The following is a 25,536-nucleotide window of genomic DNA, read 5'->3' on the forward strand; positions in this document are numbered from 1 at the left end:
GGTGTGATTTTCCTAGGCCAGGTTCGGTGTAGCTGTGTGGGCGTCAAACCGTCCCGATCCTGGTCGTCGTCTTATGCATCAGGAGCGCGCGTGATTATTAGCAGGCAGTTAACCGGGTTAAGTCTTGCAGGTGTGTTGCTGGGGCTCAGCCTTGCGGCAAACGCCCGCAGCCAGCCAGAACCTTCGGCCGTCGATATTCGCCGCACCAGTTTCGGTGTGCCGCACATTCGCGCCGAAAACGAGCGCGGGCTCGGCTACGGTATCGGCTACGCCTACGCTCAGGACAACCTGTGCCTGATGGCCAACGAGATCGTCACCGTCAACGGCGAACGATCACGGTATTTCGGCCCGGATCAATTCACGCTTGAAGAGCGCGCCAACCTGGCCAGCGACCTGTTTTTCAACTGGCTGAACACACCGCAGGCCGTAGCTGGTTTCTGGCAGGCGCAAACCCCTGAAGTACGCGATCTCATCGATGGTTATGTGGCGGGCTACAACCGCTCGCTGGCCGAGCGTCAGGCCCAGGGTTTGCCAGCGCAATGCCAAGGTGACTGGGTGCGCCCGATTGCGGCCCAGGATCTGGTGAAGCTCACGCGTCGCTTGTTGGTCGAAGGCGGCGTCGGGCAGTTTGCCGAAGCCCTGGCCGGCGCCACACCACCAGCGGCCGTCGCTCACGTGGCGAACGCTGCGCAGGCATTTCAACTGGCCGACACGCATCAGCAGCGATTTGCACTGGATCGCGGCAGTAACGCGGTGGCGATCGGCAGTGAGCGCTCGTTCAACGGTCGCGGCATGTTGTTGGCCAACCCGCATTTCCCCTGGGTGGGCGGAATGCGCTTTTACCAGATGCACCTGACCATTCCCGGCAAGCTGGATGTGATGGGCGCTGCGCTGCCCGGTCTGCCGATGATCAACATTGGTTTCAACCAGCACCTGGCCTGGACGCACACCGTCGATGCGTCCAAGCATTTCACCTTGTATCGCCTGCAACTGGACCCCAAGGATTCGACCCGTTACCTGCTGGACGGCAAGTCCCTGCCACTGGATCAACAGACCCTGACGGTGAACGTGAAACAGCCGGATGGCCAGATCAAGCCGATGTCCCACGTGATCTACAGTTCGGTATTTGGCCCAGTCGTGCAATGGCCCGGCAAGCTCGATTGGGATAACCAGTTCGCCTACAGCCTGCGCGATGCCAACCTGGATAATGACCGCGTCTTGCAGCAGTGGTATGCGATGAACCGCGCTACCAGCCTCAAGGATTTGCAGGCGTCGGTGCACAAGATTCAGGGCATTCCGTGGGTCAACACTCTGGCGGCGGACGATCAGGGACAGACGCTTTACATGAACCTGTCGGTGGTGCCGAACGTCAATGCCGACAAACTGGCCAAGTGCAGCGATCCGCGCGCCGGGTTGAAGATGATCGTGCTCGACGGCTCCAACAGCACCTGCGCCTGGGACATCGATCCGAACGCCGCGCAAAAGGGTATTTATGCGGCAGACAAATTGCCGCAACTGTTGCGCAAAGACTTTGTGCAGCATTCCAACGATTCCGCCTGGCTGGCCAACCCGGCGCAGCCATTGACCGGCTTCTCGCCATTGATCAGCCAGGACAGTCAGCCATTGGGGCTGCGCTCGCGCTTCGCGCTGGATCGCCTGGGTTCGCTGGCCAAGGCCGGGCCGGTGGCCGCTGCGGATTTGCAGCGAATGGTCATGGATGATCAGGTGTATCAGGCGGCGCAAGTCATGCCGGACCTGTTGCAGTTCTGCAGTGCCGACCTGGGCGCCGATGCGGCGATCCTCGCACCGTTATGTGCCAGTTTGAAGGCGTGGGATGGCCGGGCAAATCTGGACAGCGGCGTGGGCCTGGTGCATTTCCAGAATGTCATGGAGGCGTTGCAGCAAACGCCCGACATCTGGCGCGTCGCCTTCGACCCGAAAGACGCGCAGCACACCCCTCGCGGGTTGGCGTTCGAGCGGGCAGAAGTGGCCAAAGCCATACGCGAAGCGATGCTCGCATCGTTGGAACTGACCAACAAGATGGGGCTCAAGCCCGACAGCCGCTGGGGCGATATTCAAGTGGTCAGCAGCGGCGGGCAGCAGACACCGATCCACGGTGGGCCCGGCACGCTGGGCGTTTATAACGCCATTCAAAGCGTGCCGAGAACCGACGGCAAACTCGAAGTGGTCAGTGGCACCAGTTACCTGCAAGTCGTGACCTTCGATGAAAAAGGTCCACATGCTCAGGGTTTGCTGGCGTTCTCGTTGTCCAGTGATCCGGCTTCGAAATATTCACGGGACCAGACGCTGGCGTTCTCGAAGAAACAGCTGAGCGTGTTGCCGTTTACCGAACAGCAGATCAAGTCTGATCCGCAGTATCAGGTGCAGACGATTCGCGAGTCGGATGAAAACTCAGGGAAGGTGGCTGCACAGTAAAAACCAGTTGCGCTGGCAGCGAACATGAAGGCCGCAACCCTCAGGGGGCGCGGCCTTCAGCTTTTTGGCGTTTGTTGCGGAATCGAATTGAGCACCGGGTTGCCGCTCTCGTTGCGGGTCAGGTACACCGGCAAAACCTTGGGCAGGGAGGCCACCAGATTGTTGAGTTCCTTGATGTTGTAAATGCCACCGAGGCGGATCGATGCCGTGCTTTTATCGGCCACCATTATCGGCTTGCTCAGGTAGCGATTGATCAGCGGCAATGCCTCGCTCAACGGCAGGTCATCGAGCACCAGTTTGCCGCTACGCCACGCCAGAGACTGGTCGTTGGTATAGGTCTGACTGATCTGCGGCATGAAGTCGCCGTGTCGAAAATGCGCCTGCATCGCTGGTCCCAACTGCAAACCGTCCCCGTTAAGGGTGTCATTGCTGGTGACCAATACCGAGCCTTCAATCAGGTTCACCCGCACTTGATCTTCATACAGCCAGACGTTGAATTGGGTACCGGTGACCCGAATCCTGCCTTCGGCCGCTTTGACGATGAAGGGGTGAGTCATGTCATGGCTGACACTGAAGAAGGCCTCGCCTTTTTTCAGCGTGACCCGACGCTCATCCTTGTAATTACGGAAGGTCAGTTCGGTGCCCAGGTTCAGTTCCACCTGACTGCCATCGCTCAGGGTGACCTGACGGACATTGTCGGTGGTTTCGAAGTGCTGGTAGGCGTTGGGCAGCCAGCCGAGGTTCCAGCCGGTGTACGCCGCCAGCGGCAGTGCCACTGCGCAGACAGCCGCGGCGATACCCAGGGAGCGCCACGGTGTTGAAGGTCTGACGGGCAGCGCTGGCGTGGTGGACGCCGGGCGCGGCAAGTCGCCGGCTACGTCCCAGATCTCCAGCATGGCTTCGTACTCGAACGCATGCAGCGGATGAGCGTCGTGCCATTGTTCGAACGCCTGACGCTCCTCGGCAGTGCAGTCGTTGGCGTGCAGACGCATGCACCAGTGCGCAGCGGCATCGGTGACGGCGTCGTATTCGGCTTCCGAGAGAGAGTGTTCGGTCATTGACTCATCCTGATTTGCTGCATTCTAACCTTGCGGGTAAGGCGGCGAGAACATCCGTCATGGCAATTGCCCATCAAAGTGGAATTTATTTTCCCCGGTGACGGCCAAAAAAACAGGACATGCACGCCTACTATCCACAAATGGAGTGAAAAAATGATCAAAAGAACCTTTGCAGCCTTAATTGCCACGGCAAGCTTGCTCAGCGCTGGTCCAGTGCCGCAAAGCGCTTGGTCAATGCGTTTTTCAGCACGGTATCGAGCATCGACTGCAGCGTCGGGAGCTTGAGCAGTTCAGCCAGCATCGTCGTGATGTTGTGTTGTTGATTGCGCTCGATGAGCGCTTCCTGGTCCTGAAAGACTGCCCCGTCGATTTGTTGCGTAGACACGCTTAACGTCTTTGCGGCCAGGGCGGTGCAACGCTGTTCGACGGACAGATATCGCAGTAACTCGCGTTTGCCGGCGGGCTCGGTCAGCCATTGTTCGAGTTTGCTGTTGAGGTCGGCGATGTCGGCGAATTTGATCAGGCCTTTCCATGGCGTATAGAGCGTTGCTTCGCCATCGTCGGGTTTACTCATGACAAACGCCCCGGTCAGGGTGATCGGTGAGCCGGCGTCAGCGGTCAACAGCAGTCGATGGACATGCATCCCGGGCAGGTTGGTCGCGCGGGATGCGTGGTTGGCGAGGTAAACCGCCTGCAGCCACGTGAGGTCGTCGAGGGTAAAGGCCAGGGCTTTTTCTCGATCACCAGGCTGCTTGGCGTTGGATGCGAGTTCGGCCGCGTCAAAAAAATACGGTAGCGGGGGAGCCGTCATGGTTTTTCCTCTGTGTGCCGTGAGCACCGGCAGTTGGATTGAGGAAAAACAGTACGGTCGATACAAAGTCTGAGTGCGGTACATATTGCTTGAGCTGATCATTTTTCCGAGGCTTGACAGGACCCCTCTAAAACAGCGCTTAATCGGCGACGTTTTGTGGGTTGCCGCGCAACCCCGTTTCAGCCTGTAGCCCGAACTCAATAATAAAACTGGAGCCTCAGATGACCGCAACACCCGTCAACCCGAACGCGCAAACCCTCGATTTTGATTCACTCGTCCAGTTGCTTGAGCAAATCTTTCTGCGTCACGGTACTTCGGCGGATGTCGCCAGCACGCTGGCCCTCAACTGCGCCGGCGCCGAGCGCGATGGCGCCCACAGCCATGGTGTGTTCCGCATTCCCGGGTATGTGTCGACACTGCAAAGCGGCTGGGTCAATGGCCAGGCCGTGCCGGTGGTCGAGGATGTCGCCTCGGGCTTCGTCCGGGTCGATGCCGCGAACGGTTTTGCCCAACCCGCGTTGGCCGCTGCCCGCGCCTTGCTGGTCGAAAAGGCCCGCAGCGCCGGGATTGCGGTATTGGCGATCCGCAACTCCCATCACTTCGCCGCCCTCTGGCCGGATGTCGAGCCCTTTGCCTATGAAGGGCTGGTCGCCTTGAGCGTGGTCAACAGCATGACCTGCGTGGTGCCTCACGGTGCCGATCGACCGTTGTTCGGCACCAACCCGATCGCCTTCGCTGCCCCTCGGGCCGACGGTGAGCCGATTGTCTTCGACCTGGCCACCAGCGCCATTGCTCATGGCGACGTACAGATTGCCGCGCGCAAAGGCGAGCGCTTGTCGCCGGGCATGGGCGTGGACAGCCTTGGTCAGCTGACCCAGGACCCGAAAGCGATTCTTGAAGGTGGCGCGTTGCTGCCGTTTGGCGGGCACAAGGGATCAGCGCTGTCGATGATGGTGGAGTTGCTGGCGGCCGCGTTGACTGGCGGCAATTTTTCCTTCGAGTTCGACTGGTCGAACCATCCCGGGGCCAAGACACCGTGGACCGGGCAACTGCTGATCGTGATCGATCCGAGCAAGGCCGCCGGGCAAAACTTCGCCGAGCGCAGCCAGGAATTGGTACGGCAGATGCACGGTGTCGGGCTCAAGCGATTGCCGGGGGATCGGCGTCATCATCAGCGCGCCAGGTCTGCGGCTGAAGGTATTCATTTGGAGGCTGGAGTGTTGGCAAGTTTGCGGGAACTCGCGGGGCTCTGAACTCGGCATCGTAAATGTGGGAGCGGGCTTGCTCGCGAATGCGGAGTGTCAGTCAACATCAATGCTGAATGACACACCGCATTCGCGAGCAAGCCCGCTCCCACAGGGTTTGTGGTGTGCAGTTAATTCATGGGAATTAACGACGACCCAGCAGCAACCCGACCACCAGGCCGAAACCGGCGGAAATCGCTACGGTCTGCCACGGATGGCCACCAATGTAGGTTTCAGTGGCATCGACCGCCGGTTTGGTCCGCTCACGGACGCTGGAGACTGAATCCAGCGCCTGCTGCAGTTTCAGGGCGATTTGCCCACGAAGTGTTTCTGCTTCCTCTCCGACCAGTGAGGAGCTGCTTTTGAGCAGTTTGTCGGATTCTTCGATCAGTGCCTGAAGTTCACTGAATGCCTGATCCTTGATTTGGTCTGCGGCGGCTTGTGCGTTGGTTTTGCGGGCCATTGAGTAACTCCTTGCGGGTAAGTGGGCAGTGAACAATGGAGTCTGCCGGGGTTGGAAAAGTTGCAGTAAATTTGCATCCCGACACCAACCTGAAGAAAAATCCAGGGCCGGAAATTTCGTCCTACAGTGTAAGATGTCGCCTATTTACGCAGCAGGAATTTTCCATGAGCTTCAATCTGGCCGACAAACCCCTTGCCGAGCGCGCTGCGCTGGAAGACGAAAAATCCCGTCTGTTCGACCTCTGGCAAAGCAACCTGGGCAAGTCCAAGGGCGAAGCCGCGCGGTTGTTCGGTGAGCGGGCCAAGCGCAAAGGCAAATGGGCCGAATGGGTTCGCGCCGAGCTTGATCTGATGTCGCCGCCCGAGTTCGCCAACATGGTGCGCAGCGAAGTCAATCGTCTGATGGCCGCTAAATAATCTGTACGTGAACTGCCGTTCCCGTTTTTGGCACCAACCCCTGTAGGAGCTGCCGAAGGCTGCGATCTTTTGATCTTGTTCTTAAAAAGTAAGATCAAAAGATCGCAGCCTTCGGCAGCTCCTGCGCAAAGCTCGCGACAATCGCCTCGCGCACCTTCAATACCACCGGATCAAGCTGCGTGCTGGTGCGCCAGCCCAGTTCGATCGGGTAACGCGGCAGCGCCAGCGGGCAGGGCAGCAGCGCCAGGCTACTGAGTGCCGCGATGCTTTGCGCGGCATGGGCCGGAATGGTCGCCACCGCTTGGCTGCCCTTGAGCAAATACGGCAACGCCGCAAAGTGCGTGGTCGAGGCGCACACCCGGCGACTCAGTCCCAACGCCGCCAGCCCTTCATCGGTAATCCCGATAAATCCACCCGATGACACCAGAATGTGTTCCCGCGCGACGAATTCTTCCAGGCTGATGGTTTGCTGTCCTTCGGCCAGGCTGAGCGGGTCCACCAGGCATAGATAACCCCCTTCGCCCAGCACCTGGCGACTGAGCAAGCGCTCGGCAAAGCCGCCGGCGGTGATCGCCAGATCGATACTGCGGTCGAGCAAGGCATGGGCGACGATCTGGCTGTGGGTCTGGCGGAAAATCAGCCGCAGTTTTGGCGCACGCTGGGCGATTTCTTCAATCAATCGCCGCCCGTAGGCCATCTCGAAATCGTCCGACAGGCCCACGGTGACCGAGCGTCCCTCGTAATGATTGGCCGCCGGATCGACCATCGCGAGGCTCTGCCGGCATTTGTTCAACGCATCGCTGACCACCGGTTTTAATTGATTGGCCCGCAGGGTCGGTGACAACCCCCGGCCGGTGCGGACGAACAACTGATCGCCATACAACGCCCGCAGACGCCGCAACGCGGCGCTGACCGCCGATTGCGTGACGCCCAGGCGCAGGGCGGCACGGCTGGCGCTGGACTCCTCGTGCAGGGCTTCGAAGACTTTGAGCAGGTTGAGGTCGACGGTGGCGATATTCATAAGGTTCATATCATTCAGCAGCGAACGGGGCTTTATTCATGATCCGGCGACGGCCGAGAATGAGCAACACCTCATTGCCCACGGAGTTATCACGATGCCCAAGTCAATTGTTGCGGCCCTGCAAATCGGCGCTTTGCCCGGCGGCAAGGGTGAAACACTGGAGCAGATCCTTTCCTGGGAAACCCAAATCATGGAGTCCGGCGCCGCGCTGGTGGTGATGCCGGAAGCGCTGTTGGGCGGCTATCCCAAAGGCGAGTCCTTCGGCACGCAACTCGGTTATCGCCTGCCCGAGGGGCGTGAGGCGTTCGCACGCTATTTCGCCAACGCCATCGATGTGCCCGGCGTCGAGACCGAAGCTCTGGCTGGATTGTCGGCGCGTACCGGGGCCAATCTGGTGATTGGCGTGATCGAACGCGCGGGCAGCACCTTGCATTGCGCCGCGCTGTACTTCGATCCGCAGGCCGGGCTGGTAGCCAAGCACCGCAAACTGATGCCGACCGGCACCGAACGGCTGATCTGGGGCAAGGGCGATGGTTCGACGCTGCCGGTGATCGACAGTCAGGTCGGGAAGCTTGCGGCGGTGGTGTGCTGGGAAAACATGATGCCGTTGCTGCGTACTGCGATGTACGCCAAAGGCGTGGAGGTCTGGTGCGCGCCGACGGTGGATGAGCGGGAGATGTGGCAGGTCAGCATGCGTCACATTGCCCATGAAGGCCGCTGCTTTGTGGTCAGTGCTTGTCAGGTGCAGGACTCGCCGCAAGCGTTGGGCGTGGACATCGCCAATTGGCCGGCGGATCGGCCATTGATTGCCGGCGGCAGCGTGATCGTCGGGCCAATGGGCGATATTTTGGCCGGGCCGTTGCGGGGAGGGCCCGGTTTACTGACGGCCGAAATTGACACCGACGAGTTGATCCGCGCCCGTTATGACTTCGACGTGGTCGGGCACTATGCGCGCCCGGATGTGTTTGAGTTGAGCGTCGATGAGCGCGCCAAACCCGGCGTGCGCTTCACCGCATAAGATGTTGACTGATCTGGCGCCATCGCGAGCTAGCTCGCGATGGCGGCCTGTCAGTCACTAAAAATCCAGCAACTGTTCACCAGGTTGCTGCGCTCGACCCCGGGAAACTCAGTTTGCCAGTATCAACAAACCGCATCGTGCCAAACAACCCGCCGGCCAGTTTTCCGCGCAGCACGTAGGGCAGGTTGTCGAGGTTTTGGGTCTGGCTCAGGCCTAGGGTCTGGCGCAATACCGAGAACGCCGAGACGCTCACCGGTACGGTCAGCACGGCTTCGGAAAATCGCGGAATCGTCCCCGACTGATCGCTGACGCCGGACGCCAAGGGTCGGCCGTTGACTTCCAGATCCAGTGCCACGCCGTTGTAGTCGATGGCGGTTTCATTTGGGTTCTGCAGGCGGATCTTCACCGCGAAACGCACTTCCAGGTCTTGGCTTTGCAGCGGTTCAATGCCGACCACGTTGATGTTCAGCGGATCACGATTGGGGAACAGCGCGCAGGCGCTCAGTGAGAGCAACAGCAAGGAAAGGGACAGGGCAAGGAGTCTGCGCATGTAAAAGGCTCTCGACAGAAAAAGGGACTGAACCGCCATTGAACAATATCTGGCGGCTCACCTGTGCGACCACGCTCACTGTGAGGGGTTCGCCGAAGGCTGTCACTTGTTCATGATTGCGAGCGGTTTCAGTTGCCCTTTACCGGTGTCGGCAAGGTCACCAGACTTACGTAGCCATCCCAGAATTTCTTCTGGTCGATGGCGAACACCACCTTGGCTTTTTGCGTGCCCACCGGCGGGCTTTTCTTGTAGCCCAGCGCCCGGCCGTAATCGGCGCCGAACTGCGCGTCCACATCTACCCACAAGTCGCGGGACTCGGTGACGATGCTCGGCTCGACCAGAAACAGCGCTGGCAGGCTGTCCCAGGTGAAACTGTGATACGCCGGGTCCTTGCTGAACAGTGGGCCGAATTCATGTTTGTACAGGTCGGCAATCGGTCCCGGTTGCGCAATCACCCGTTTGTAGATCGAGCCATCGAAGGTGACCTTTTCACAAACATCGTTGGGGAAGATCACATGTTCGATGGGCGAGCGAAGGACAATCTTCGCCGCCTCGGGATCGAACCACCAATTGAATTCGGCGGCCGGCGTGGTGTTGCCCGGAATCTCCAGGGCGCCACCCATGTACACGATGCGTTTGATCAACGGCACGATGTCTGGCGCGGAGCGGATCGCCAGCGCGATGTTGGTCAGCGGCCCGACCGCCAGCAGCGTTACTTCATGGGGATTGGCGCGCACGCTGTCGACGATGAACTGCGCGGCGGTCTCTTTACGCAGTTGGGTGTGCGTCGCCAGGCCATCCGGAGGCGCGACCAGTTGCGTGGCGGAGGTCGGGCGTGGCGCCTTGAACGCCCCCGGCCAACCGGCGCCGAACAGGGCTTTTTCCTGCTCGTAGGTGGCGAAGTCGTGGAGCAGCGGGTAGGCCGCGCCGGAGTACACCCCGATGTCCTTTTCCACGCCCATACGCTCGACGGCTTTGAGCGCGTCAACCTGTTCCTGATCGACCCAGGCGTTGCCGCTGACCAGGGTCATGCCGAGCAGATCGATGCGTTTTTGCGCGTGAAGCTGGGCGAGCATGATGAAGGCCTGTCCGTCATCGTTGAGGACGTTGAAGTCGGTGTCGAAGATGACTTTTTCCGCCGCTTGCAGAGACCCGGCGCAGAGGCCGGCGGCGACAAGCAGGGCACAGCGTTTGATCAAACGTTGCATGGATACTCACCTGATAATTTGGAATGAATACCTGTAGGAGCGAGGCTTGCCCGCGAAGGCATCCTTGAAATCGCTTTCGCCGGCGAGCCGTGCTCCTACAAAAGCATTGGTGTGTCAGCGGTTAACCAGTTTCGCCGGCAAGGCGATCACCAGGAAGCTGCTGAGGATCAGGCAACCGGCGAAGAACCACAGCGCCCCGGCGCTGCTGCCGGTGACGTCAATTGCCACACCCATCAACGAGTTGCTGACCAGCCCGGCGATGTTCGCCAACGAACAGGCGAGGGCGAAACCGGTGGCCGCCGCCGTGCCTTTGAGGAAGGTCGCCGGTAGGCTGAAGAACACCGGCACCGCGCCAATGATCGCCGCCGAGGCGATGGCGAACAGCGCCACGGTCGCCACCACGTTGTGGACGAAGAACGGCGCACTGGCCATGGCCGCCGCGCCGACCAGGAACGGCACGATGATGTGCCAGCGGCGCTCGCGGTGTTTGTCCGAACTGGCGCCGATCAGCAGCATGCCCAGCAGCGCGGCGATACTTGGCAACGCGGTGAGAATGCCGATGTGGAAGGTATCGACGATCCCGGCGTTGCGAATGAAGGTCGGCATCCAGAACCCCATGGCATAGGCGCTGAGCAGGATCGAGAAGTCGATCCCGCCGAGCATCCAGACTTTCAGGTTGAAGAAACCATCGCGAAAGCTGTGTTTGCTGTCGCCGGCACTGGCCTCGTCAGCGCGCAGCTCCTGCTCCAGCAGGGCTTTCTCTTCGTTGTTGAGCCACTTGGCTTGTTGGTAGCTGTTGGGCAGCGCCCAGAACGTCAGCACGCCGAGCAACACGCTAGGCACCGCTTCGATCAGGAACAGCCATTGCCAGCCGTGCAGGCCGCCAAAATTGTCGAAATGACTCATCACCCAGCCCGACAGCGGCCCACCAATGACGCTGGACAGCGGCAAGCCGATCATGAACAACGCAATGATGCGGCCGCGTCGATAGGTCGGAAACCAAGTGGTCAGGTAATACAGCACGCCCGGCAGGAACCCGGCTTCGGCGGCGCCGAGCAAGAATCGCAGCACATAGAACTGTGTGGTTGAGGTCACGAGCATGGTGCAGGCTGAGAGCAGGCCCCAGGTAATCATGATCCGGGCGATCCAGATCTTCGCGCCGACCTTTTCCAGCACCAGGTTGCTTGGCACCTCGAACAGGATGTAGCCGACAAAGAACAGCCCGGCACCGAGGCCGAACGCGGTTTCGCTGAAGTGCAGTTGATCGAGCATTTGTAGCTTGGCGAAGCCGATGTTGATCCGGTCGAGGTACGCGGCCAGGTAGCAGAAACACAGGAACGGAATCAGCTTCCAGGTGATCTTGTGGTAAAGCGCTTGAATCGTGTCGGCGACCGTGGTCGCAGGTGCTGCGTTCGCAATGGGCATTGGATGTCTCCTGGCGGTGACTTATGGTTTTTATACAGCCGCTTTTTCCAGCGCTCTGGCGCGCTGCAAAAGCGACGTCCAAAGGCAGTGTCAGAAGACTGGGCGCTCGCTCGTGGGCGAGTTGGGCTCAGTTTTTTACGTTTGGGTTTGGCAGGCCCGATGCCGGACAGCTAAGGAAACCTCCAGTCATACGCTGCTGTTGTGGCGAGGGAACTTGCTCCCGCTCGAGTGCGCAGCACTCGCAAAAACGGCCTGTGTTGCCGATATTTTGGGGCTGCTTTGCAGCCCAGCGCGAGCAAGCTCGCTCGCCACAGGGCAGTGTTCGACGTCAGGTCTACACTGAGTGGCAATCTTGCATTCAAACCCGACAAGACCTGCGCTCTATGGCGCGGTTCTTGTGGCACGCACTACATTTTTTCGAAGTGGGCGATGGTCTCCTGTTTGCTGACGACATCGCCGTACTTGCTGTCGATGTCGAACAGGTTGGCTTCGTGGGGCGCCGGATGGCGGTCGCCGACGCATTCGCGCACGACGATGGTGCGGAAGCCGTGTTGCACCGCGTCCACCGCCGTCGCCCGAATGCAGCCGCTGGTCGAGCAACCGGCCAGCACCACGGTGTCTATTCCTTGAGCGTGCAGCATTGAGGCCAGGCTGCTGCCGAAAAAGGCGCTGGCGTACTGTTTGCTGATGACCACTTCATTTTCCTGAGGCAGCACTTCTTCGCAGAACGCCGCCAAAGGATTGCCCTCAACCATGTCTTTCATCACCGGGGCTTTTTTCACCCAGATTCCGCCGTCGGCGAAATGGCCAGGGTGGTAGCGGATGTTGGTGTGCACCACCGGGATGCCCTGACGGCGGGCGCTGGCCAGCAGTTCAACGCTTTGCGCCACCGCGCTGACCACGCCGGGGGCGAACAGCGGCGCGCCTTCGGTGGTGTAGCCGCGCATGAAATCAATCATCAGCAACGCGGCTTTCTGGCCGAAACCGATGCGCTGGCCCCACACGCCTTGATAGTTGTCGTTGGCGGTTTGTTCGCTCATTTAATCGCGTCCTCATTCTTTGGCATTGCAAACACTCTCGCTGGCACTGCAAATAACCTGTGGCGAGGGGGCTTGCCCCCGTTGGGCTGCGAAGCAGCCCCATTGAGTTTTGTCTGATATATCGCAGTGACTGTTTTGGGGCTGCTGCGCAGCCCAACGGGGGTAAACCCCCTCGCCACAAAAGCCTCCTCGCCACAAAATCCCGCTTGCCACAAAAAATCTGCTCAAGCCCCTCTCAGTAAGCGCCGGAGAGCAGGGCGCCGGCACCCGGAACGATCGGTTCCAGATCCAGGGCCTTGAGCATGGCGTAGGTGGTGGCAATGGCGGCGGTGAGCACCGGTTTGCCGGTTTGCGCTTCGACTTGCGCTACCACCGGCAGCGACTGCATCTGCACGCAGGCCGAGAGCACGATCACATCGACGCCTTCCAGATTCATGCCAGCGACGATGCCGGGCAGATTCGCCGGGTCGTGTCGGGCGACGGCGAGGTTGTCGGGAATCTCCAACGCTCGCCAGTCCACCACTTCAAAGCCTTCTTCACGAATGTAATCGACCACCAACTCAGTCAGCGGCTTCATGTACGGCGCGACGATGGCAATGCGTTTGGCGCCCATGACTTTCAGGCCTTCGATCAAGGCGCCGGCACTGGTGATCACTGGGGCATTGGCGTCGTTGTCGGCGGTGGCCTTGCGCAGCCGCTGCTCGGATTTACGGTGATAGCCCAGCCCCATGGCCATGATCGCTACCAGACAGGCATAACCCAATACATCAACCTTGGCGTCGGACAGTTCCACGGCGCAACGGTCGGACTCGCCGTCCATTGCCGCCAGTTCTTCCTTGCGTACCTGCTTCATGCGCATGCGGCTGGAGTGAAAGGTGAAGCGTTCCGGACGGATCAACTGGCGTGCGTTGAGCATCGCCGGGATCTCGGTTTCCATGGTGGTGTTGGAGCTCGGCACAATCTGGCCGATGCGGTAAGGCTTGAGCATATAAAGTCTCCCGTTGCGTTTAGTTCAGGCGTGGGCCGAGGAAGTCACCGAAGGCGCTGAAGAAGCCTTCGAGGTCATCCCAAGGAATCATGTGCCCGGCGTTTTCGACGTGGACGCTGCGAATTTTTGGTTGCAGGTCGAGGATTTCGGCTTCGTCCTCGGGCTGAATTACACCGCCACGTCCGGCGATCATCAGCAGCGCCGGGGCCTGGAGTTTTGGCAGGTCCTGATGGAAATCCACGTCGTGGAAATCGTTGAAGGCCCGGACGATGGCCGGCTCGTAACAGGTGTGCAGCCATTCGGCGCGCAGTTGCAGTTGTTCATCGGTCCAGGTGGCGCAGAAGGCGCGCATCGCCTCGGCATCCATCCCGATCAACGACTGGCGGATCGAATCGACGTACCACGGCAGTTTGCTTGGGTATTCGCGTCGGCCAGGGCCTGAGACTGGAGGGTCGATCAGCACCAGACGATTGACCCCGGCCGGATGCTTCACGGCGCTGCGCACTGCAAACCGCGCGCCCATCGAGTGGCCGACCAAGTGATAGTTGTCGAGCTTCAAGGCTTGGGCGAAAGCGCCAATATCGTCGGCGCAGGCGTCCGCGCTGTAGTCCAGTTCCGGGCCCGTGGAGGAGAGGCCGCGGCCGCGAACATCGAGCACATAGGTGTCGAAATGCTCGCCGAGGCGTTCCGCGACAAAGCCCCAAGTGATCGCCGGGCTGGTGATGCCGGGAATCAAAACCAGCGCCGGACCTTTACCGCCGTAGCGCAGGTAATGCTGGCGAATACCGTTGGCCTGGACGTTGCCGCCGTGGACGAAAGTGCTCACGCGGCCACCCCCGATTTCAGCGGTTGGGCGTACAGGTCGTAACCGTAGACCCAGGCCGGATCTTCCTGAGTGCGCAGCCAGGTGTTGGCGTTCGACACCGACTGCACGCGAGAGGCGCGTTCCTTGCGGTTGGCTTCGTAGAGTTCGAACGCGGTGCGGTAGTCGCCGAGGCCGGTTTCCTGCAAGCAGCGGGTGAGCATCGCCGCGTCTTCGATGGCCATGCCGGCGCCCTGGGCCATGTGCGGTTTCATCGGGTGGCAGGCGTCGCCCAGCAACACCAGGCGTCCACGGCTCCACAGCGGCAGAGGATTACGGTTGCGCAGCGGCCATTTGGTCACGCTCTCGGTGGATTCGATCAGTGCCTGAACGGTCGGGTGATAACCCTGGAACGCCTCAAACATCTCTTCGCGGCTGCTATCGACGAACGCGCCCTGGAAATCCCACTCTGGGTGCGGCACGCCGGTCACGTAGTAGTACTCGTCGCGCTTGCCGGTGGTGTAGTAGACCATCATGTGCCGGTCCTCAGTCCACCACTTGATGCAGTCCTCGAACTTCAAATCGTACTTGGCCAGTTGATCGCCACGGATCAGCGCCCGGTGCGCGACCCAGCCGCTGTACAGCGGTTTTTCCGGGCCGAGTAGCTCTTCACGAATCTTCGAATTGATCCCGTCGGCGCCGATGACGATGTCGGCGTAGGTGACTTCGCCATCGCTGAAAGTCAGGCGCACCTGGCTGTCGGTTTCTTCGAGGGTTTCCAGGCGTTTGTTGAAGTGCACGGTGCCGGGTTTGATCGTCGACATCTGCAAGGCGTGCAGGTCGCCGCGGTGCACGGTGACGTAGGACGCGCCGTATTCCTTGCGGGCGAAATCCCCCAGCGGGATGCGTGACAGGTAGTCGCCGCTCAAGCCGTCACGGCTGAACCAGTGATCCGGGTGCGAGCCCATCAGGTCGAGCTGCTGCTCGATGCCCATGCGCCGGAAGATTTTCATGATGTTGGGACCCATGTGGATCCCGGCGCCGAGACGGGAGAACTCCGGGGCCTGTTCGTAGATGTCCACTTGAAACCCGGCTTGTTGCAGCAACGTCGCAGCGGCTGCACCGCCAAGACCTGCACCGACGATGGCGATTTTTTGTGTTTGGGCCATGGGGCTTGTTCCTCTTCTTCGAATGGTCGCTGGCTGGGTCGCCGCAAGGTTTTTAAAGTGTATACGCTGTATTTTTGAAAAAGAAAGAGCCGTCTGGAAAAATTAATTTTCAGTGGTTTTTCTCCGTGGTCACCGAATGTAACCATTGTTTGCTGGGTTTGTGTGAGTTGGTAACGTTATGGTCTGGCTCTTGCAGTCCGCAGTCATTTCAGGTCTTATCGCTAACAAATGGCGTATACGCTATAAAAATGCACTAAGGTGAGGCGGGGCGCCTCGACTTGGTGCGCAGCAGATTGAGGAGAGAGAAAATGCCGGTAAGCGATTGCGAACTGACCCAGATGTTCGAACACGTGTTGAAGCTGTCGAAGGTCGACCCGACCCAGAGCGTCGCCGTGCTCAAGAGCCACTATTCCGACCCGCGCACCGTGCGCGCCGCGATGGACGCCGCCCAGCGGCTGGGCGCCAAGGTGTACGCGGTGGAATTGCCGTCGTTCAACCACCCGACCGCCATGGGCAACGACATGACTGCCTACTGCGGCGACACCGCGCTGACCGGCAATCACGCGGCGCAGCGGGCGCTGGAAGCCGCGGACTTGATCGTCGACACGATGATGCTGCTGCATTCGCCGGAGCAGGAGCAGATCCTCAAGACCGGCACGCGGATTCTGTTGGCCGTCGAGCCCCCGGAAGTGCTGGCGCGGATGCTGCCGACCGAAGAGGACAAGGTGCGGGTGATGGCGGCGGAGAAGCTGCTGAAACAGGCGCGCTCGATCCACGTCACGTCCCGCGCCGGCAGCGATTTTCGCGCGGCGCTGGGGCAATATCCGGCGGTCACCGAGTACGGCTTCGCCGATGAGCCGGGGCGTTGGGACCACTGGCCCAGCGGTTTTCTGTTCTCCTGGCCCAACGAAGAAACCGCCGAAGGCGTGCTGGTGCTGGACGTCGGCGACATCCTGCTGCCGTTCAAGACCTACACCCGGGAAAAGATCACCCTGGAAATCGACAAGGGCTTCATCACCTCGATCCACGGCGGTTTCGAGGCTGAGTACCTGCGCGACTACATGAAGTACTTCAACGATCCCGAGGTATATGGCATCTCTCACATCGGCTGGGGCTTGCAGCCAAAAGCCCAGTGGACCGCCATGGGCCTGCACGACAAAAACGACGGCATGTGCATGGACGCCCGGGCGTTCTATGGCAACTTCCTGTTCTCAACCGGGCCGAACACCGAAGTCGGCGGCAAGCGCAAAACCCCGTGTCACCTGGACATTCCGCTGCGTAATTGCGATGTGTATCTGGATGACCAGGCGGTGGTGATTGGTGGGGATGTGGTGGCGCCGGAGGCTTCGCGCGTTCACCGGGGTTAACTGCCTTGCACAAATACTGTGATCCACACTGATCTACTGTGGGAGCGGGCTTGCTCGCGAATGCGGTTTCACATCCAAGAGAAATACTGACTGATCCACCGCATTCGCGAGCAAGCCCGCTCCCACAGGGTTTGTGCATATCCTTGTGGCCTACTTCACGCTTGAGTCCGCCACCCAACCTGTCCATCATGCCTCCCCACCACTCATCGTCTTTCGAGTCTGCCGTGCCTGAAACTCCTGATTCTTCTTACGTTTTCTCCGAACAAGTCGGGCATTTGCTGCGCAAGGCCTATCAGCGGCACATGGCGATTTTCCAGCAGAACGTCGGCGACTCCCAGCTCACGGCGGTGCAGTTCGTCACCCTGTGCGCGGTGCGCGATCACGGTCCCAGCTCCCTGACGGAACTGGTCAAGGCCACCGCCGTCGACCAGGCGACCATTCGTGGCATCGTCGAGCGGCTCAAGGCCCGGGAACTGATTACCCTCGAACCCGACCCGCAAGACCGGCGCAAAGTCATTGTCGGCCTGTCCGAGGCCGGCGACCGCTTGGTCCAGCAAACCGTGCCCTGCGCCGGGAAAATCACCGAGCTGACCCTGAGCAACCTCAACCCGGCAGAACGGGTCGCCGTGCTGTTCCTGCTGCGCAAAATGATCGACGACCCACAAGACTGATCGGCGCTGCAGCTTTAAAAAGGTGCCCGCTGGAATTACTGACGATCAATAACCTGTGGCGAGGGAGCTTGCTCCCGCTGGGCTGCGAAGCGGCCCCTCTCTAGCTAAAAAGTAGCGGACTGCTGCGCAGTCCGACGGGAGCAAGCTCCCTCGCCACAGGTTCGGTGTCAGGTTTAGCTGGCTGGCACTAGTCTCTGGCATCGTTTTTGCTCTTGTTTCATGTAGTAGCCACTTCACCAGTCGAGTGTGTCGCGACGCCACAACCCATTTGGCCCGCGACGTTTTTTTTGACCTTTTGGTGTAGTGGCCACTTCATCAACCGAAGTGGGCGAAGCGAATGAGCAGCCAGGAAATCACCGTAGCACTTGAGGTCAACGGCCTCACCAGCACCGTCACCGCCATGGCCGACACGCCGTTATTGCTGATCTTGCGCAATGACCTGCAACTCAACGGCCCCAAGTACGGCTGCGGCCTGGGCGAGTGCGGGGCGTGCACGGTGATCATTGATGGCGTGGCGGCGCGTTCTTGTGTGTTTCCGCTGGCCGGCGCCGCCGACCGACAGATCGTCACCCTCGAAGGGCTCGGCTCTCGCGCCGAGCCGCACCTGGTGCAACAAGCCTTTATCGACGAGCAAGCGGCGCAATGCGGCTATTGCCTCAACGGCATGATCATGACCGCCAAGGCCTTGCTCGACCGTATCCCGCACCCCAGCGAAACCCAGATCCGCAACGAACTCTCGGCCAACCTCTGCCGATGCGGCACCCATATCGAAATCCTCCGCGCGGTGCTGCGTGCCGCCCGTCAAATGCCTTGAACGTGGATCGATGACCATGACTGACTCCATCCCAACCCGCGACCAACTACTGGCCAAGACCGGCGTGCTATTGATCGTCGACGACATCCTGCCGCCGTCCGGTCCGGTCGCGAAGGGCGGTACGCCGCTGATCAAACCCAAGGAGCTGGGCCTGTTCATCGCCATTAGCGATGATGGGCGCGTGTATGCGTTCAACGGTCACGTCGACCTTGGCACCGGCATTCGCACCTCGCTGGCGCAGATCGTCGCCGAAGAGCTCGACCTACAACTGGAGCAGGTGTGCATGGTGCTCGGCGACACCGAGCGTGCGCCGAATCAGGGCGCGACGATTGCCAGTGCGACGCTGCAGATTTCCGCGATCCCGTTGCGCAATGCGGCTGCTGAAGCTCGGCGCTATCTGCTGGACGCGGCAGCGGAGCGCTGGTCTCTTGACTTGAGCAGCCTGAAAATTGAGGCCGGAGTGATTCACGCTGAGGACGGGCGCACCGCTACTTATGCCGAGTTGGTTCGCGGCGAACACATCGAATTACGTATCTCCGGCACCGCGCCGCTCAAACCTGCCGAAGAGTATCGACTGGTGGGTAAGGGCGCCGCGCGGGTCGACATTCCGGCCAAAGCCACCGGCGAGCTGATTTACGTCCACGACATGCGCGTGCCGGACATGCTCCACGGCCGGGTAATTCGTCCGCCCTATGCCGGGCTCGATTGCGGTGACTTCGTCGGCAACAGCCTGCTGGAAGTCGATGAATCCTCCATTGCGCACATCGCAGGTATTGTCGCGGTGGTGGTGATCCGTGATTTTGTCGGGGTCGTAGCGTTGCGCGAGGAGCAGGCGATCAAGGCTGCCCAGGCTTTGAAAATCACCTGGAAAGCCTGGAATCAGGGCTTGCCGGATTTGAACGATGTCGAGCAGGCGATCCGTGACAACCCGCGAGTGCAAAGGGTTGTGCTCGACCAAGGCAACGTTGATGAAGCCCTGGCCAACGCCACTCAGCGCATGCCGCGCACCTATATGTGGCCGTACCAAATGCACGGTTCGATCGGCCCGTCATGCGGCGTGGCGGATTATCAGCCGTCCGGCAGTCGCGTGTGGTCGGGTAGCCAGAATCCGCATTTGCTGCGGGCCGACCTGGCGTGGTTGCTGGAATGCGCGGAGGAATCCATTGAGATTATTCGCATGGAAGCGTCCGGCTGTTACGGGCGCAACTGTGCCGACGATGTCTGCGCTGATGCCTTGCTGTTATCCCGAGCGGTGGGCAAACCGGTGCGGGTGCAGTTGACCCGCGAGCAGGAACACTTGTGGGAGCCCAAAGGCACCGCGCAACTGATGGACGTCGACGGCGGCTTGAACGCCGATGGCAGCGTCGCCGCTTATGACTTCCAGACCAGCTACCCATCCAACGGCGCGCCGACCCTGGCCTTGCTGCTGACCGGGCGGGTTGAGCCGGTGGCGGCGATGTTCGAAATGGGCGACCGCACCTCCATCCCGCCGTATGACTTCGAAAACATGCGAGTGACCATCAACGACATGGCGCCGATTGTCCGTGCCTCGTGGATGCGCGGGGTTTCCGCGCTGCCGAACACCTTCGCCCACGAGTCGTACATCGATGAACTGGCCTTCGCCGCCGGCGTCGATCCGGTGGAATACCGGCTGCGTTATCTGCAGGACGAGCGCGCCATCGACCTGGTGAAGTCCACCGCCGAACGTGCGGCCTGGACGCCACGCACTGCGCCGATGCAAACCCCAAATGAGGATCAGTTGCTGCGCGGTCGCGGCTTTGCCTATGCGCGCTACATCCACAGTAAGTTTCCCGGTTTCGGCGCGGCGTGGGCGGCGTGGGTGGCGGACGTGGCGATCGACCGCCAGACCGGCGATGTCTCGGTCACGCGGGTGGTGATCGGCCATGACTCGGGGATGATGATCAACCCGGCGGGGGTGCAGCATCAGATTCACGGCAACGTGATCCAGTCCACCAGCCGAGTGCTCAAGGAGCGGGTGACCTTCGAAGAGTCCACCGTGGCGAGCAAGGAGTGGGGCGGTTATCCGATCCTGACCTTTCCCGAGGTGCCGCAGATCGACGTGCTGATGATGCCGCGTCAGGACCAGCCGCCGATGGGTGCCGGAGAATCGGCTTCTGTGCCGAGCGCGGCGGCGATTGCCAACGCGATCTATGACGCTACCGGGATTCGTTTTCGCGAGCTGCCGATCACCCCGGAACGGGTCTTGGCCGCGTTGAATTCCGGCACCTGCGATGAACCGCCGAAGTCCCCGGCCAAGCGTTCGAAATGGCTGTTCGGTTCACTGTTTGCCGCGTTCGGCGCGGTGCTCGGCATGGCGGCGACGGCGTGGCCGTTTCACGGTGAAATCGCACCGATTGCGCCGCCGAGTGCCGGCACCTGGTCGACGGCGACCCTGGAGCGCGGACGGTTGCTGGCGGCAGTCGGTGATTGCGCGGTTTGCCACACCGCGCCCGGCGGCGTGACCAATGCCGGCGGGTTGGCGATGCAGACGCCGTTCGGCACGCTGTACAGCAGCAACATCACCCCGGATGTGAAAACCGGGATCGGCAGTTGGTCCTATCCGGCGTTCGAGCGGGCGATGCGCGACGGCATTGGCCGCGATGGGCGCAATTTGTATCCGGCGTTTCCCTACACCGCGTTTCGCAACATTAATGATGCGGACATGCAGGCGCTGTACGCGTACCTGATGTCGCAAACGCCGGTCAGCCAACCGGCGAAGGCCAACGACATGCGCTTTCCATTCAACCTGCGGCCGTTGATGGCGGGGTGGAATGCGTTGTTTCTGCGTAAGGGTGAAATCAGCGTGCAGCCGGAGCGCAGCGAACAATGGAATCGCGGCGCTTACCTCGTCAACGGTTTGGGCCACTGCGCAGCCTGTCATTCACCGCGCAACCTGATGGGGGCGGAGAAGGGCGGTGCGTCGTTCCTCGGCGGCGGCATGGTTGATGGTTGGGAAGCGCCGGCGCTGAACGGGTTGTCCAAGTCGCCGACGCCGTGGACCGAGGATCAGTTATTCGGTTACCTGAGTACCGGTTATTCCGCTGAACATGGCGTGGCGACCGGGCCGATGGGGCCGGTGGTTTCGGAACTGGCGAAGTTGCCCAAGGATGATATCCGGGCGATGGCGGTGTATTTGGCGTCACTCAATGGTGCGCAGGCTGAGGCGCAAGTGGTGGAGAAAGCCACGCGGCCGGTGACCAGCCTGTCGCTGAGCAACGGGCAACGGGTGTTCGAAGGTTCGTGCAAGGCCTGTCATGCCGATGGCCTGGGGCCGAAACTGTTTGGCGTGAGTCCGTCGCTGGCGACCAACACCAACGTGCACAGCGATCAGCCGGATAATTTGATCAAGGTTATTTTGCAGGGCATCGATACGCCGGCGACCAAGGATCTGGGGTACATGCCGGCGTTCAAGGACAGTTTGTCGAATACTCAGGTGGCGGAATTGGCGGCGTATTTGCGCAGTCGGTTTGCCGGGAATGCGCCGGGTTGGGAAGGGTTGGAGTCGAAAGTGGCTCATCTCAGGGCGAATCCCGGCAGCCATTAAGAGCTTCGCGAGCAAGCCCGCTCCCACATTGGATTTGTGTTTGCCGTAGATCCAATGTGGGAGCGGGCTTGCTCGCGAAGGGGCCGGCCCTGTCACCGCAAATCCTGACCAGGCAACTTCATCACCCCCCGCACCACCAGATCCTGAATAAACCCCAACCAATCCTGCTGCTGCCCCTTGTCCGCCAAGTCCTCGCCCAAAAACGAACTCAGGGTATGCCGGTTGGAGTTATAGAAGTAACAAAGCGAGGCAATCATCAAATACACATGCTTGATGTCCAGCACCTCACGAAACACCCCCTGTGCCTGGCCTGCCTCGATGATCGGCCGCAACACCCCGACCGCTTCGCCCGACAATCTGCGCAGCTCGCTGGACTGCTGCGCATGTTTGCCGTTGTGCAGGTTTTCATTGCTGAGAATCGCGACAAATTCCGGGTGCTTGACGTAGTAATGCCAGACAAACGCCACCAGTTCCTGCAACGCCACCAGCGGTTGGCTCAGGTCCAGTTTGAGGCGGCTTTCGGCCTTGTTGAACTGTTCGTAGGTGTGTTCCAGCACGCAGATAAACAACTGCTCCTTACTGCCGAAGTAGTAATAGAGCATGCGGTCGTTGGACTCGGCTTCCCGGGAAATACTCTCGACCCGGCCCCCGGAATAACCGTCGCGGGTGAATACTTTCACCGCCGCTTCGAGTATCCGTGTGCGGGTCTGCTGGGCCTGGGCGGCCCGGATGCCGGTCTTCTTGTTCAACGTGCGGTCAACCTTGTGCCAAGCGGAGTCGCTGGGAATGTAGCACGCTCCGTTCAGCGGTTCAGGCTTGGCGCTGTTTCTGTGGCCGGCGGGTTTTCCATGACTTGCAGGATCGACGCTTCCGGGTCGAAATCGTCTTCCTCAAGCTCCATGAATTCCTCGGGCAAGAACACGTTGAGGATGATCGCGCACAGTGCACCGACGGTAATCGGCGATTCGAAGATGTTGTGCAGGGCCTGCGGCAATTCGCGCAACACTTGCGGCACGGCGGCGATGCCCAGGCCCATACCGAGGGAAATCGAGACGATCAGCATGTTGCGGCGATGCAGGCCGGCTTCGGCGAGGATCTTGATCCCGGCCACCGCCACGGTCCCGAACATCACCAATTCCGCACCACCGAGCACCGGTTTGGGCATCAGTTGCAGCACCGCGCCGATCATCGGGAACAACCCCAACAGCACCAGCAGCCCAGCGATGAAGAAGGCGACATAACGGCTGGCCACGCCGGTGAGCTGGATCACGCCGTTGTTCTGGGCGAAGGTCACCATCGGCATGCTGTTGAACACTGCGGCCATGGCCGAGTTGAGACCGTCGGCGAGCAGGCCGGACTTGATCCGGCGAATGTAGATCGGGCCTTTGACCGGTTCCCGGGAAATCATCGAGTTGGCCGTCAGGTCACCGGCGGCTTCCAGCGGTGACACCAGGAAAATCACCGCCACCGGCACAAACGCGACCCAATCGAAGTTGAAACCGTACTTGAACGGCACCGGTACGCTCACCAGCGGCACGGCGGGCAGGCTGGCGAAATCGACATCGCCCATCAGCCACGCGACGACGTAGCCGAGAGTCAGGCCGATGACGATGGCGCCGAGGCGCAGGAACGGCACATCGACCCGGTTCAACACCACGATGGTCCCGAGCACCAGCGCCGCCAGGGCCAAATGGTGACTGGCACCGAGGTCCGCCACGCCGAAGCCGCCGGCGATGTCGGTCATGGCGACCTTGATCAGCGACAGGCCCATGAGCGTGATGATGGTGCCGGTGACCACCGGGGTGATCAGCATCCGCAGTTTGCCGATGAACTGGCTCAACACCACTTCGATGAATGCCGCGAAAAAGCACACGCCGAAGATCGTCGAAAGGATCTCATCGGTGCCGCCACCCCGGGCCTTGACCATGAAACCGGCGCTGAGGATCACGCTGATAAACGAAAAACTGGTGCCTTGCAGGCACAGCAAACCGGAACCCACCGGGCCGAACCGCCGCGCCTGAACGAAGGTGCCCAGCCCGGAGACGAACAGCGCCATGCTGATCAGGTACGGGATCTCGCTTTGCAGACCTAGCGCGCCGCCCATGATCAGGGTCGGGGTGATGATCCCGACGAAACTCGCGAGTACGTGTTGCAGGGCGGCGAAGACCGTGGCGGTCAGGTGCGGGCGGTCGTTGAGGCCGTAGATGAGGTCGGAGCGGGGCTGGGGTTTTGCGTGTTCAGATGAGGTCACGAGGAAAGCGCCAGGGGCCAGGTCAGAAAATGGAGGCGCAGGATGCCAGAAAACTTACACGCTGACACAAAACCTGTGGCCAGCCACTTATTGTGGTGAGGGGACTTGCCCCCGTTGGGCTGCGTAGCTGCCCCCAAACCTGCCAATGCGGTTTTACAGGCATACCGCATTCATTGGCTTTACGACGGCTGCGCCGCCGAACGGGGGCAAGCCCCCTCACCACAAGGTGCGGTGGTGATTAGCCGTTCGAGGCAAACGCCGCGAGTAAATCCTCCTCGAACGCCTTCTGCGCATCCCCCGCGACCTGCGCCCGATGCCGAGCCAGATGAAACCCAACATCGAAACTCATTTCCCCAACCCTCACGGCCCGCAGCAGTCCCTTGTCTTCCCAGCTCCGGGCAAAGTGGCTGGGCAAGTAACCAACGTGTTTGCCAGAAAGAATAAAGGCAAGGGTGCCTTCAACCTGTTCCGAGCGCGCCGAACACAACTTGCCTTGAAACGGCTCATCACTGCGTAGAAACCGATAAGGATGATCCACCCGGTCGCTGGACTGAAGTGCTTCATCATCCGGCGTCTCATTGCTGAACAACGGATGGCCGGGCGCGCAATACAAATGCTGTGTCTCGCTGAACAACTCACGGTAGTCAAAAGCGCTTTGCACCTGTGAGAAATAGCCGATCGCCAGGTCCAACCGCTGTTGCAGCATTAAACGCTCCATTTCGCCGGGCATGGCGCTGATCAGCTCGATCCGCACCGACTCATCCCGCTCGCGAAACCGCCGGATCGCGTCCGCTACTCGTTGCAGTACCGATTGATCAAGGGCTTCGGACAGCCCCAGTCGCACCTCGCCGATCAAGCGCCCGGCGACGCCGTTGGATTGATGACGGAAGGCTTCGATGGACTCAAACAATCCACGGGTCGCAATCAGCAGTTGCTCACCTTTGGGCGTGATTTTGAAGCCGCCCTTGCCGCGACTGCACAGCCGATAGCCGAGCCGGGTTTCGAGTTTGGCCATTTGCTGGCTGATGCTCGACTGGCTCAAGCCCAGTTCACCCTGGGCCGCACTGAAACCGCCGCATTCGACCACGCTGACAAAAAGGCGCAGCAGTTGCAGGTCCAGATCGTGCAGTTGACCGAGCATCACACATTACTCCGGGATAATGTCAGGTTAATAAACTTTATATTTCACCAATGTATCCGACGGTGCACGCTGCAACCA

22 protein-coding genes are annotated in these 25,536 nt (G+C 60.5%); 8 read left to right on the plus strand and 14 right to left on the minus strand.

Going from position 1 to position 25,536, the window contains the following annotated elements; genetic code table 11:
* Positions 1 to 90 precede the first annotated feature (90 nt).
* Positions 91 to 2,436 (plus strand): bifunctional acylase PvdQ, encoded by a 2,346-nt coding sequence (gene pvdQ, locus AC1MEW_RS18130; RefSeq protein ID WP_480423072.1) that lies wholly within the window; start codon positions 91 to 93, stop codon positions 2,434 to 2,436.
* A 56-nt stretch (positions 2,437 to 2,492) separates the two neighbouring features.
* Here pvdQ and AC1MEW_RS18135 read toward each other — a convergent pair whose 3' ends face one another.
* Together AC1MEW_RS18135 and AC1MEW_RS18140 are read right to left on the minus strand one after the other, a co-directional pair.
* Positions 2,493 to 3,494: a FecR family protein gene (locus AC1MEW_RS18135; RefSeq protein ID WP_480423074.1), complete on the minus strand. Its 1,002-nt coding sequence runs from the start codon at positions 3,492 to 3,494 to the stop codon at positions 2,493 to 2,495.
* A gap of 199 nt (positions 3,495 to 3,693) precedes the next feature.
* Positions 3,694 to 4,305, minus strand: coding sequence for a hypothetical protein (locus AC1MEW_RS18140; RefSeq protein WP_480423077.1), 612 nt, complete (start codon positions 4,303 to 4,305; stop codon positions 3,694 to 3,696).
* A gap of 221 nt (positions 4,306 to 4,526) precedes the next feature.
* Between AC1MEW_RS18140 and AC1MEW_RS18145 the strand changes: the two genes are divergently transcribed.
* Positions 4,527 to 5,558, plus strand: coding sequence for an Ldh family oxidoreductase (locus AC1MEW_RS18145; RefSeq protein ID WP_480423079.1), 1,032 nt, complete (start codon positions 4,527 to 4,529; stop codon positions 5,556 to 5,558).
* Between the two features lie 136 nt (positions 5,559 to 5,694).
* Here the strand turns inward: AC1MEW_RS18145 and AC1MEW_RS18150 are convergent, their stop codons facing one another.
* Positions 5,695 to 6,012, minus strand: coding sequence for an ElaB/YgaM/YqjD family protein (locus AC1MEW_RS18150; RefSeq protein WP_201203276.1), 318 nt, complete (start codon positions 6,010 to 6,012; stop codon positions 5,695 to 5,697).
* A 164-nt stretch (positions 6,013 to 6,176) separates the two neighbouring features.
* Here AC1MEW_RS18150 and AC1MEW_RS18155 point away from each other — a divergent pair, with 164 nt between their 5' ends.
* Entirely contained in the window at positions 6,177 to 6,428 is a 252-nt protein-coding gene (locus AC1MEW_RS18155; RefSeq protein ID WP_201197520.1) for a hypothetical protein, read from the plus strand.
* A 94-nt stretch (positions 6,429 to 6,522) separates the two neighbouring features.
* Here the strand turns inward: AC1MEW_RS18155 and AC1MEW_RS18160 are convergent, their stop codons facing one another.
* Positions 6,523 to 7,458 carry a LysR family transcriptional regulator gene (locus AC1MEW_RS18160; protein ID WP_322268731.1) on the minus strand — a complete coding sequence of 312 codons (936 nt, stop codon included), beginning with the start codon at positions 7,456 to 7,458 and terminating at the stop codon, positions 6,523 to 6,525.
* A gap of 85 nt (positions 7,459 to 7,543) precedes the next feature.
* Between AC1MEW_RS18160 and AC1MEW_RS18165 the strand changes: the two genes are divergently transcribed.
* Positions 7,544 to 8,467: a carbon-nitrogen hydrolase family protein gene (locus AC1MEW_RS18165; RefSeq protein WP_322268730.1), complete on the plus strand. Its 924-nt coding sequence runs from the start codon at positions 7,544 to 7,546 to the stop codon at positions 8,465 to 8,467.
* Positions 8,468 to 8,543: 76 nt separating this feature from the next.
* Here AC1MEW_RS18165 and AC1MEW_RS18170 read toward each other — a convergent pair whose 3' ends face one another.
* The 7 genes from AC1MEW_RS18170 to AC1MEW_RS18200 form a co-directional block, all read right to left on the minus strand.
* Positions 8,544 to 9,017: an LEA/WHy family protein gene (locus AC1MEW_RS18170; protein WP_201255064.1), complete on the minus strand. Its 474-nt coding sequence runs from the start codon at positions 9,015 to 9,017 to the stop codon at positions 8,544 to 8,546.
* A gap of 128 nt (positions 9,018 to 9,145) precedes the next feature.
* The gene (locus AC1MEW_RS18175; protein WP_322268729.1) at positions 9,146 to 10,225 is read right to left on the minus strand and encodes a nucleoside hydrolase; all 1,080 of its coding nucleotides are present in this window, start codon (positions 10,223 to 10,225) and stop codon (positions 9,146 to 9,148) included.
* Positions 10,226 to 10,339: 114 nt separating this feature from the next.
* Positions 10,340 to 11,650 carry an MFS transporter gene (locus tag AC1MEW_RS18180; protein WP_480423082.1) on the minus strand — a complete coding sequence of 437 codons (1,311 nt, stop codon included), beginning with the start codon at positions 11,648 to 11,650 and terminating at the stop codon, positions 10,340 to 10,342.
* 407 nt (positions 11,651 to 12,057) lie between these two features.
* Positions 12,058 to 12,690: an N-carbamoylsarcosine amidohydrolase gene (locus tag AC1MEW_RS18185; protein WP_201255061.1), complete on the minus strand. Its 633-nt coding sequence runs from the start codon at positions 12,688 to 12,690 to the stop codon at positions 12,058 to 12,060.
* A gap of 235 nt (positions 12,691 to 12,925) precedes the next feature.
* The gene (locus AC1MEW_RS18190) at positions 12,926 to 13,678 is read right to left on the minus strand and encodes a maleate cis-trans isomerase family protein (protein ID WP_201197525.1); all 753 of its coding nucleotides are present in this window, start codon (positions 13,676 to 13,678) and stop codon (positions 12,926 to 12,928) included.
* A 19-nt stretch (positions 13,679 to 13,697) separates the two neighbouring features.
* The gene (locus tag AC1MEW_RS18195; RefSeq protein ID WP_323570580.1) at positions 13,698 to 14,504 is read right to left on the minus strand and encodes an alpha/beta fold hydrolase; all 807 of its coding nucleotides are present in this window, start codon (positions 14,502 to 14,504) and stop codon (positions 13,698 to 13,700) included.
* Positions 14,501 to 15,649 (minus strand): FAD-dependent monooxygenase, encoded by a 1,149-nt coding sequence (locus AC1MEW_RS18200; protein ID WP_201197527.1) that lies wholly within the window; start codon positions 15,647 to 15,649, stop codon positions 14,501 to 14,503. Before AC1MEW_RS18200 ends, AC1MEW_RS18195 begins: the two co-directional genes overlap by 4 nt.
* 308 nt (positions 15,650 to 15,957) lie before the next feature.
* Between AC1MEW_RS18200 and AC1MEW_RS18205 the strand changes: the two genes are divergently transcribed.
* The 4 genes from AC1MEW_RS18205 to AC1MEW_RS18220 all read left to right on the plus strand — a co-directional run bounded on the left by AC1MEW_RS18205 (position 15,958) and on the right by AC1MEW_RS18220 (position 22,066).
* Positions 15,958 to 17,016: a 2,5-dihydroxypyridine 5,6-dioxygenase NicX family protein gene (locus AC1MEW_RS18205; protein WP_201255057.1), complete on the plus strand. Its 1,059-nt coding sequence runs from the start codon at positions 15,958 to 15,960 to the stop codon at positions 17,014 to 17,016.
* Positions 17,017 to 17,204: 188 nt separating this feature from the next.
* Positions 17,205 to 17,687: a MarR family winged helix-turn-helix transcriptional regulator gene (locus AC1MEW_RS18210; protein ID WP_054046358.1), complete on the plus strand. Its 483-nt coding sequence runs from the start codon at positions 17,205 to 17,207 to the stop codon at positions 17,685 to 17,687.
* A gap of 337 nt (positions 17,688 to 18,024) precedes the next feature.
* Positions 18,025 to 18,501: a (2Fe-2S)-binding protein gene (locus AC1MEW_RS18215; RefSeq protein WP_201255056.1), complete on the plus strand. Its 477-nt coding sequence runs from the start codon at positions 18,025 to 18,027 to the stop codon at positions 18,499 to 18,501.
* Between the two features lie 16 nt (positions 18,502 to 18,517).
* Positions 18,518 to 22,066 carry a molybdopterin cofactor-binding domain-containing protein gene (locus AC1MEW_RS18220; RefSeq protein ID WP_480423086.1) on the plus strand — a complete coding sequence of 1,183 codons (3,549 nt, stop codon included), beginning with the start codon at positions 18,518 to 18,520 and terminating at the stop codon, positions 22,064 to 22,066.
* A 92-nt stretch (positions 22,067 to 22,158) separates the two neighbouring features.
* Here AC1MEW_RS18220 and AC1MEW_RS18225 read toward each other — a convergent pair whose 3' ends face one another.
* From AC1MEW_RS18225 to AC1MEW_RS18235, 3 genes are all read right to left on the minus strand, one after another.
* A complete protein-coding gene (locus tag AC1MEW_RS18225; RefSeq protein WP_322268728.1) occupies positions 22,159 to 22,815 on the minus strand; it encodes a TetR/AcrR family transcriptional regulator in 657 nt (218 codons plus the stop codon).
* A gap of 53 nt (positions 22,816 to 22,868) precedes the next feature.
* Positions 22,869 to 24,317, minus strand: a complete 1,449-nt coding sequence (locus AC1MEW_RS18230) for a nucleobase:cation symporter-2 family protein (RefSeq protein ID WP_322268727.1) — start codon at positions 24,315 to 24,317, stop codon at positions 22,869 to 22,871.
* Positions 24,318 to 24,555: 238 nt separating this feature from the next.
* Positions 24,556 to 25,458 (minus strand): LysR family transcriptional regulator, encoded by a 903-nt coding sequence (locus tag AC1MEW_RS18235; RefSeq protein WP_322268726.1) that lies wholly within the window; start codon positions 25,456 to 25,458, stop codon positions 24,556 to 24,558.
* Between the last annotated feature and the right edge of the window lie 78 nt (positions 25,459 to 25,536).

Source organism: Pseudomonas sp. ASL4 (assembly GCF_056680395.1).

Bases quoted from the DNA above. Each gene is read 5' to 3' on its own strand.
- AC1MEW_RS18185 (WP_201255061.1), bottom strand. From the start codon at position 12,690: ATGAGCGAACAAACCGCCAACGACAACTATCAAGGCGTGTGGGGCCAG.
- AC1MEW_RS18235 (WP_322268726.1), bottom strand. From the start codon at position 25,458: ATGCTCGGTCAACTGCACGATCTGGACCTGCAACTGCTGCGCCTTTTT.
- AC1MEW_RS18160 (WP_322268731.1), bottom strand. From the start codon at position 7,458: ATGAACCTTATGAATATCGCCACCGTCGACCTCAACCTGCTCAAAGTC.
- AC1MEW_RS18180 (WP_480423082.1), bottom strand. From the start codon at position 11,650: ATGCCCATTGCGAACGCAGCACCTGCGACCACGGTCGCCGACACGATT.
- AC1MEW_RS18155 (WP_201197520.1), top strand. From the start codon at position 6,177: ATGAGCTTCAATCTGGCCGACAAACCCCTTGCCGAGCGCGCTGCGCTG.
- AC1MEW_RS18175 (WP_322268729.1), bottom strand. From the start codon at position 10,225: ATGCAACGTTTGATCAAACGCTGTGCCCTGCTTGTCGCCGCCGGCCTC.
- AC1MEW_RS18170 (WP_201255064.1), bottom strand. From the start codon at position 9,017: ATGCGCAGACTCCTTGCCCTGTCCCTTTCCTTGCTGTTGCTCTCACTG.
- AC1MEW_RS18190 (WP_201197525.1), bottom strand. From the start codon at position 13,678: ATGCTCAAGCCTTACCGCATCGGCCAGATTGTGCCGAGCTCCAACACC.
- AC1MEW_RS18145 (WP_480423079.1), top strand. From the start codon at position 4,527: ATGACCGCAACACCCGTCAACCCGAACGCGCAAACCCTCGATTTTGAT.
- AC1MEW_RS18215 (WP_201255056.1), top strand. From the start codon at position 18,025: ATGAGCAGCCAGGAAATCACCGTAGCACTTGAGGTCAACGGCCTCACC.
- AC1MEW_RS18150 (WP_201203276.1), bottom strand. From the start codon at position 6,012: ATGGCCCGCAAAACCAACGCACAAGCCGCCGCAGACCAAATCAAGGAT.
- AC1MEW_RS18210 (WP_054046358.1), top strand. From the start codon at position 17,205: ATGCCTCCCCACCACTCATCGTCTTTCGAGTCTGCCGTGCCTGAAACT.
- AC1MEW_RS18205 (WP_201255057.1), top strand. From the start codon at position 15,958: ATGCCGGTAAGCGATTGCGAACTGACCCAGATGTTCGAACACGTGTTG.
- AC1MEW_RS18220 (WP_480423086.1), top strand. From the start codon at position 18,518: ATGACTGACTCCATCCCAACCCGCGACCAACTACTGGCCAAGACCGGC.
- AC1MEW_RS18140 (WP_480423077.1), bottom strand. From the start codon at position 4,305: ATGACGGCTCCCCCGCTACCGTATTTTTTTGACGCGGCCGAACTCGCA.
- AC1MEW_RS18135 (WP_480423074.1), bottom strand. From the start codon at position 3,494: ATGACCGAACACTCTCTCTCGGAAGCCGAATACGACGCCGTCACCGAT.
- AC1MEW_RS18165 (WP_322268730.1), top strand. From the start codon at position 7,544: ATGCCCAAGTCAATTGTTGCGGCCCTGCAAATCGGCGCTTTGCCCGGC.
- AC1MEW_RS18200 (WP_201197527.1), bottom strand. From the start codon at position 15,649: ATGGCCCAAACACAAAAAATCGCCATCGTCGGTGCAGGTCTTGGCGGT.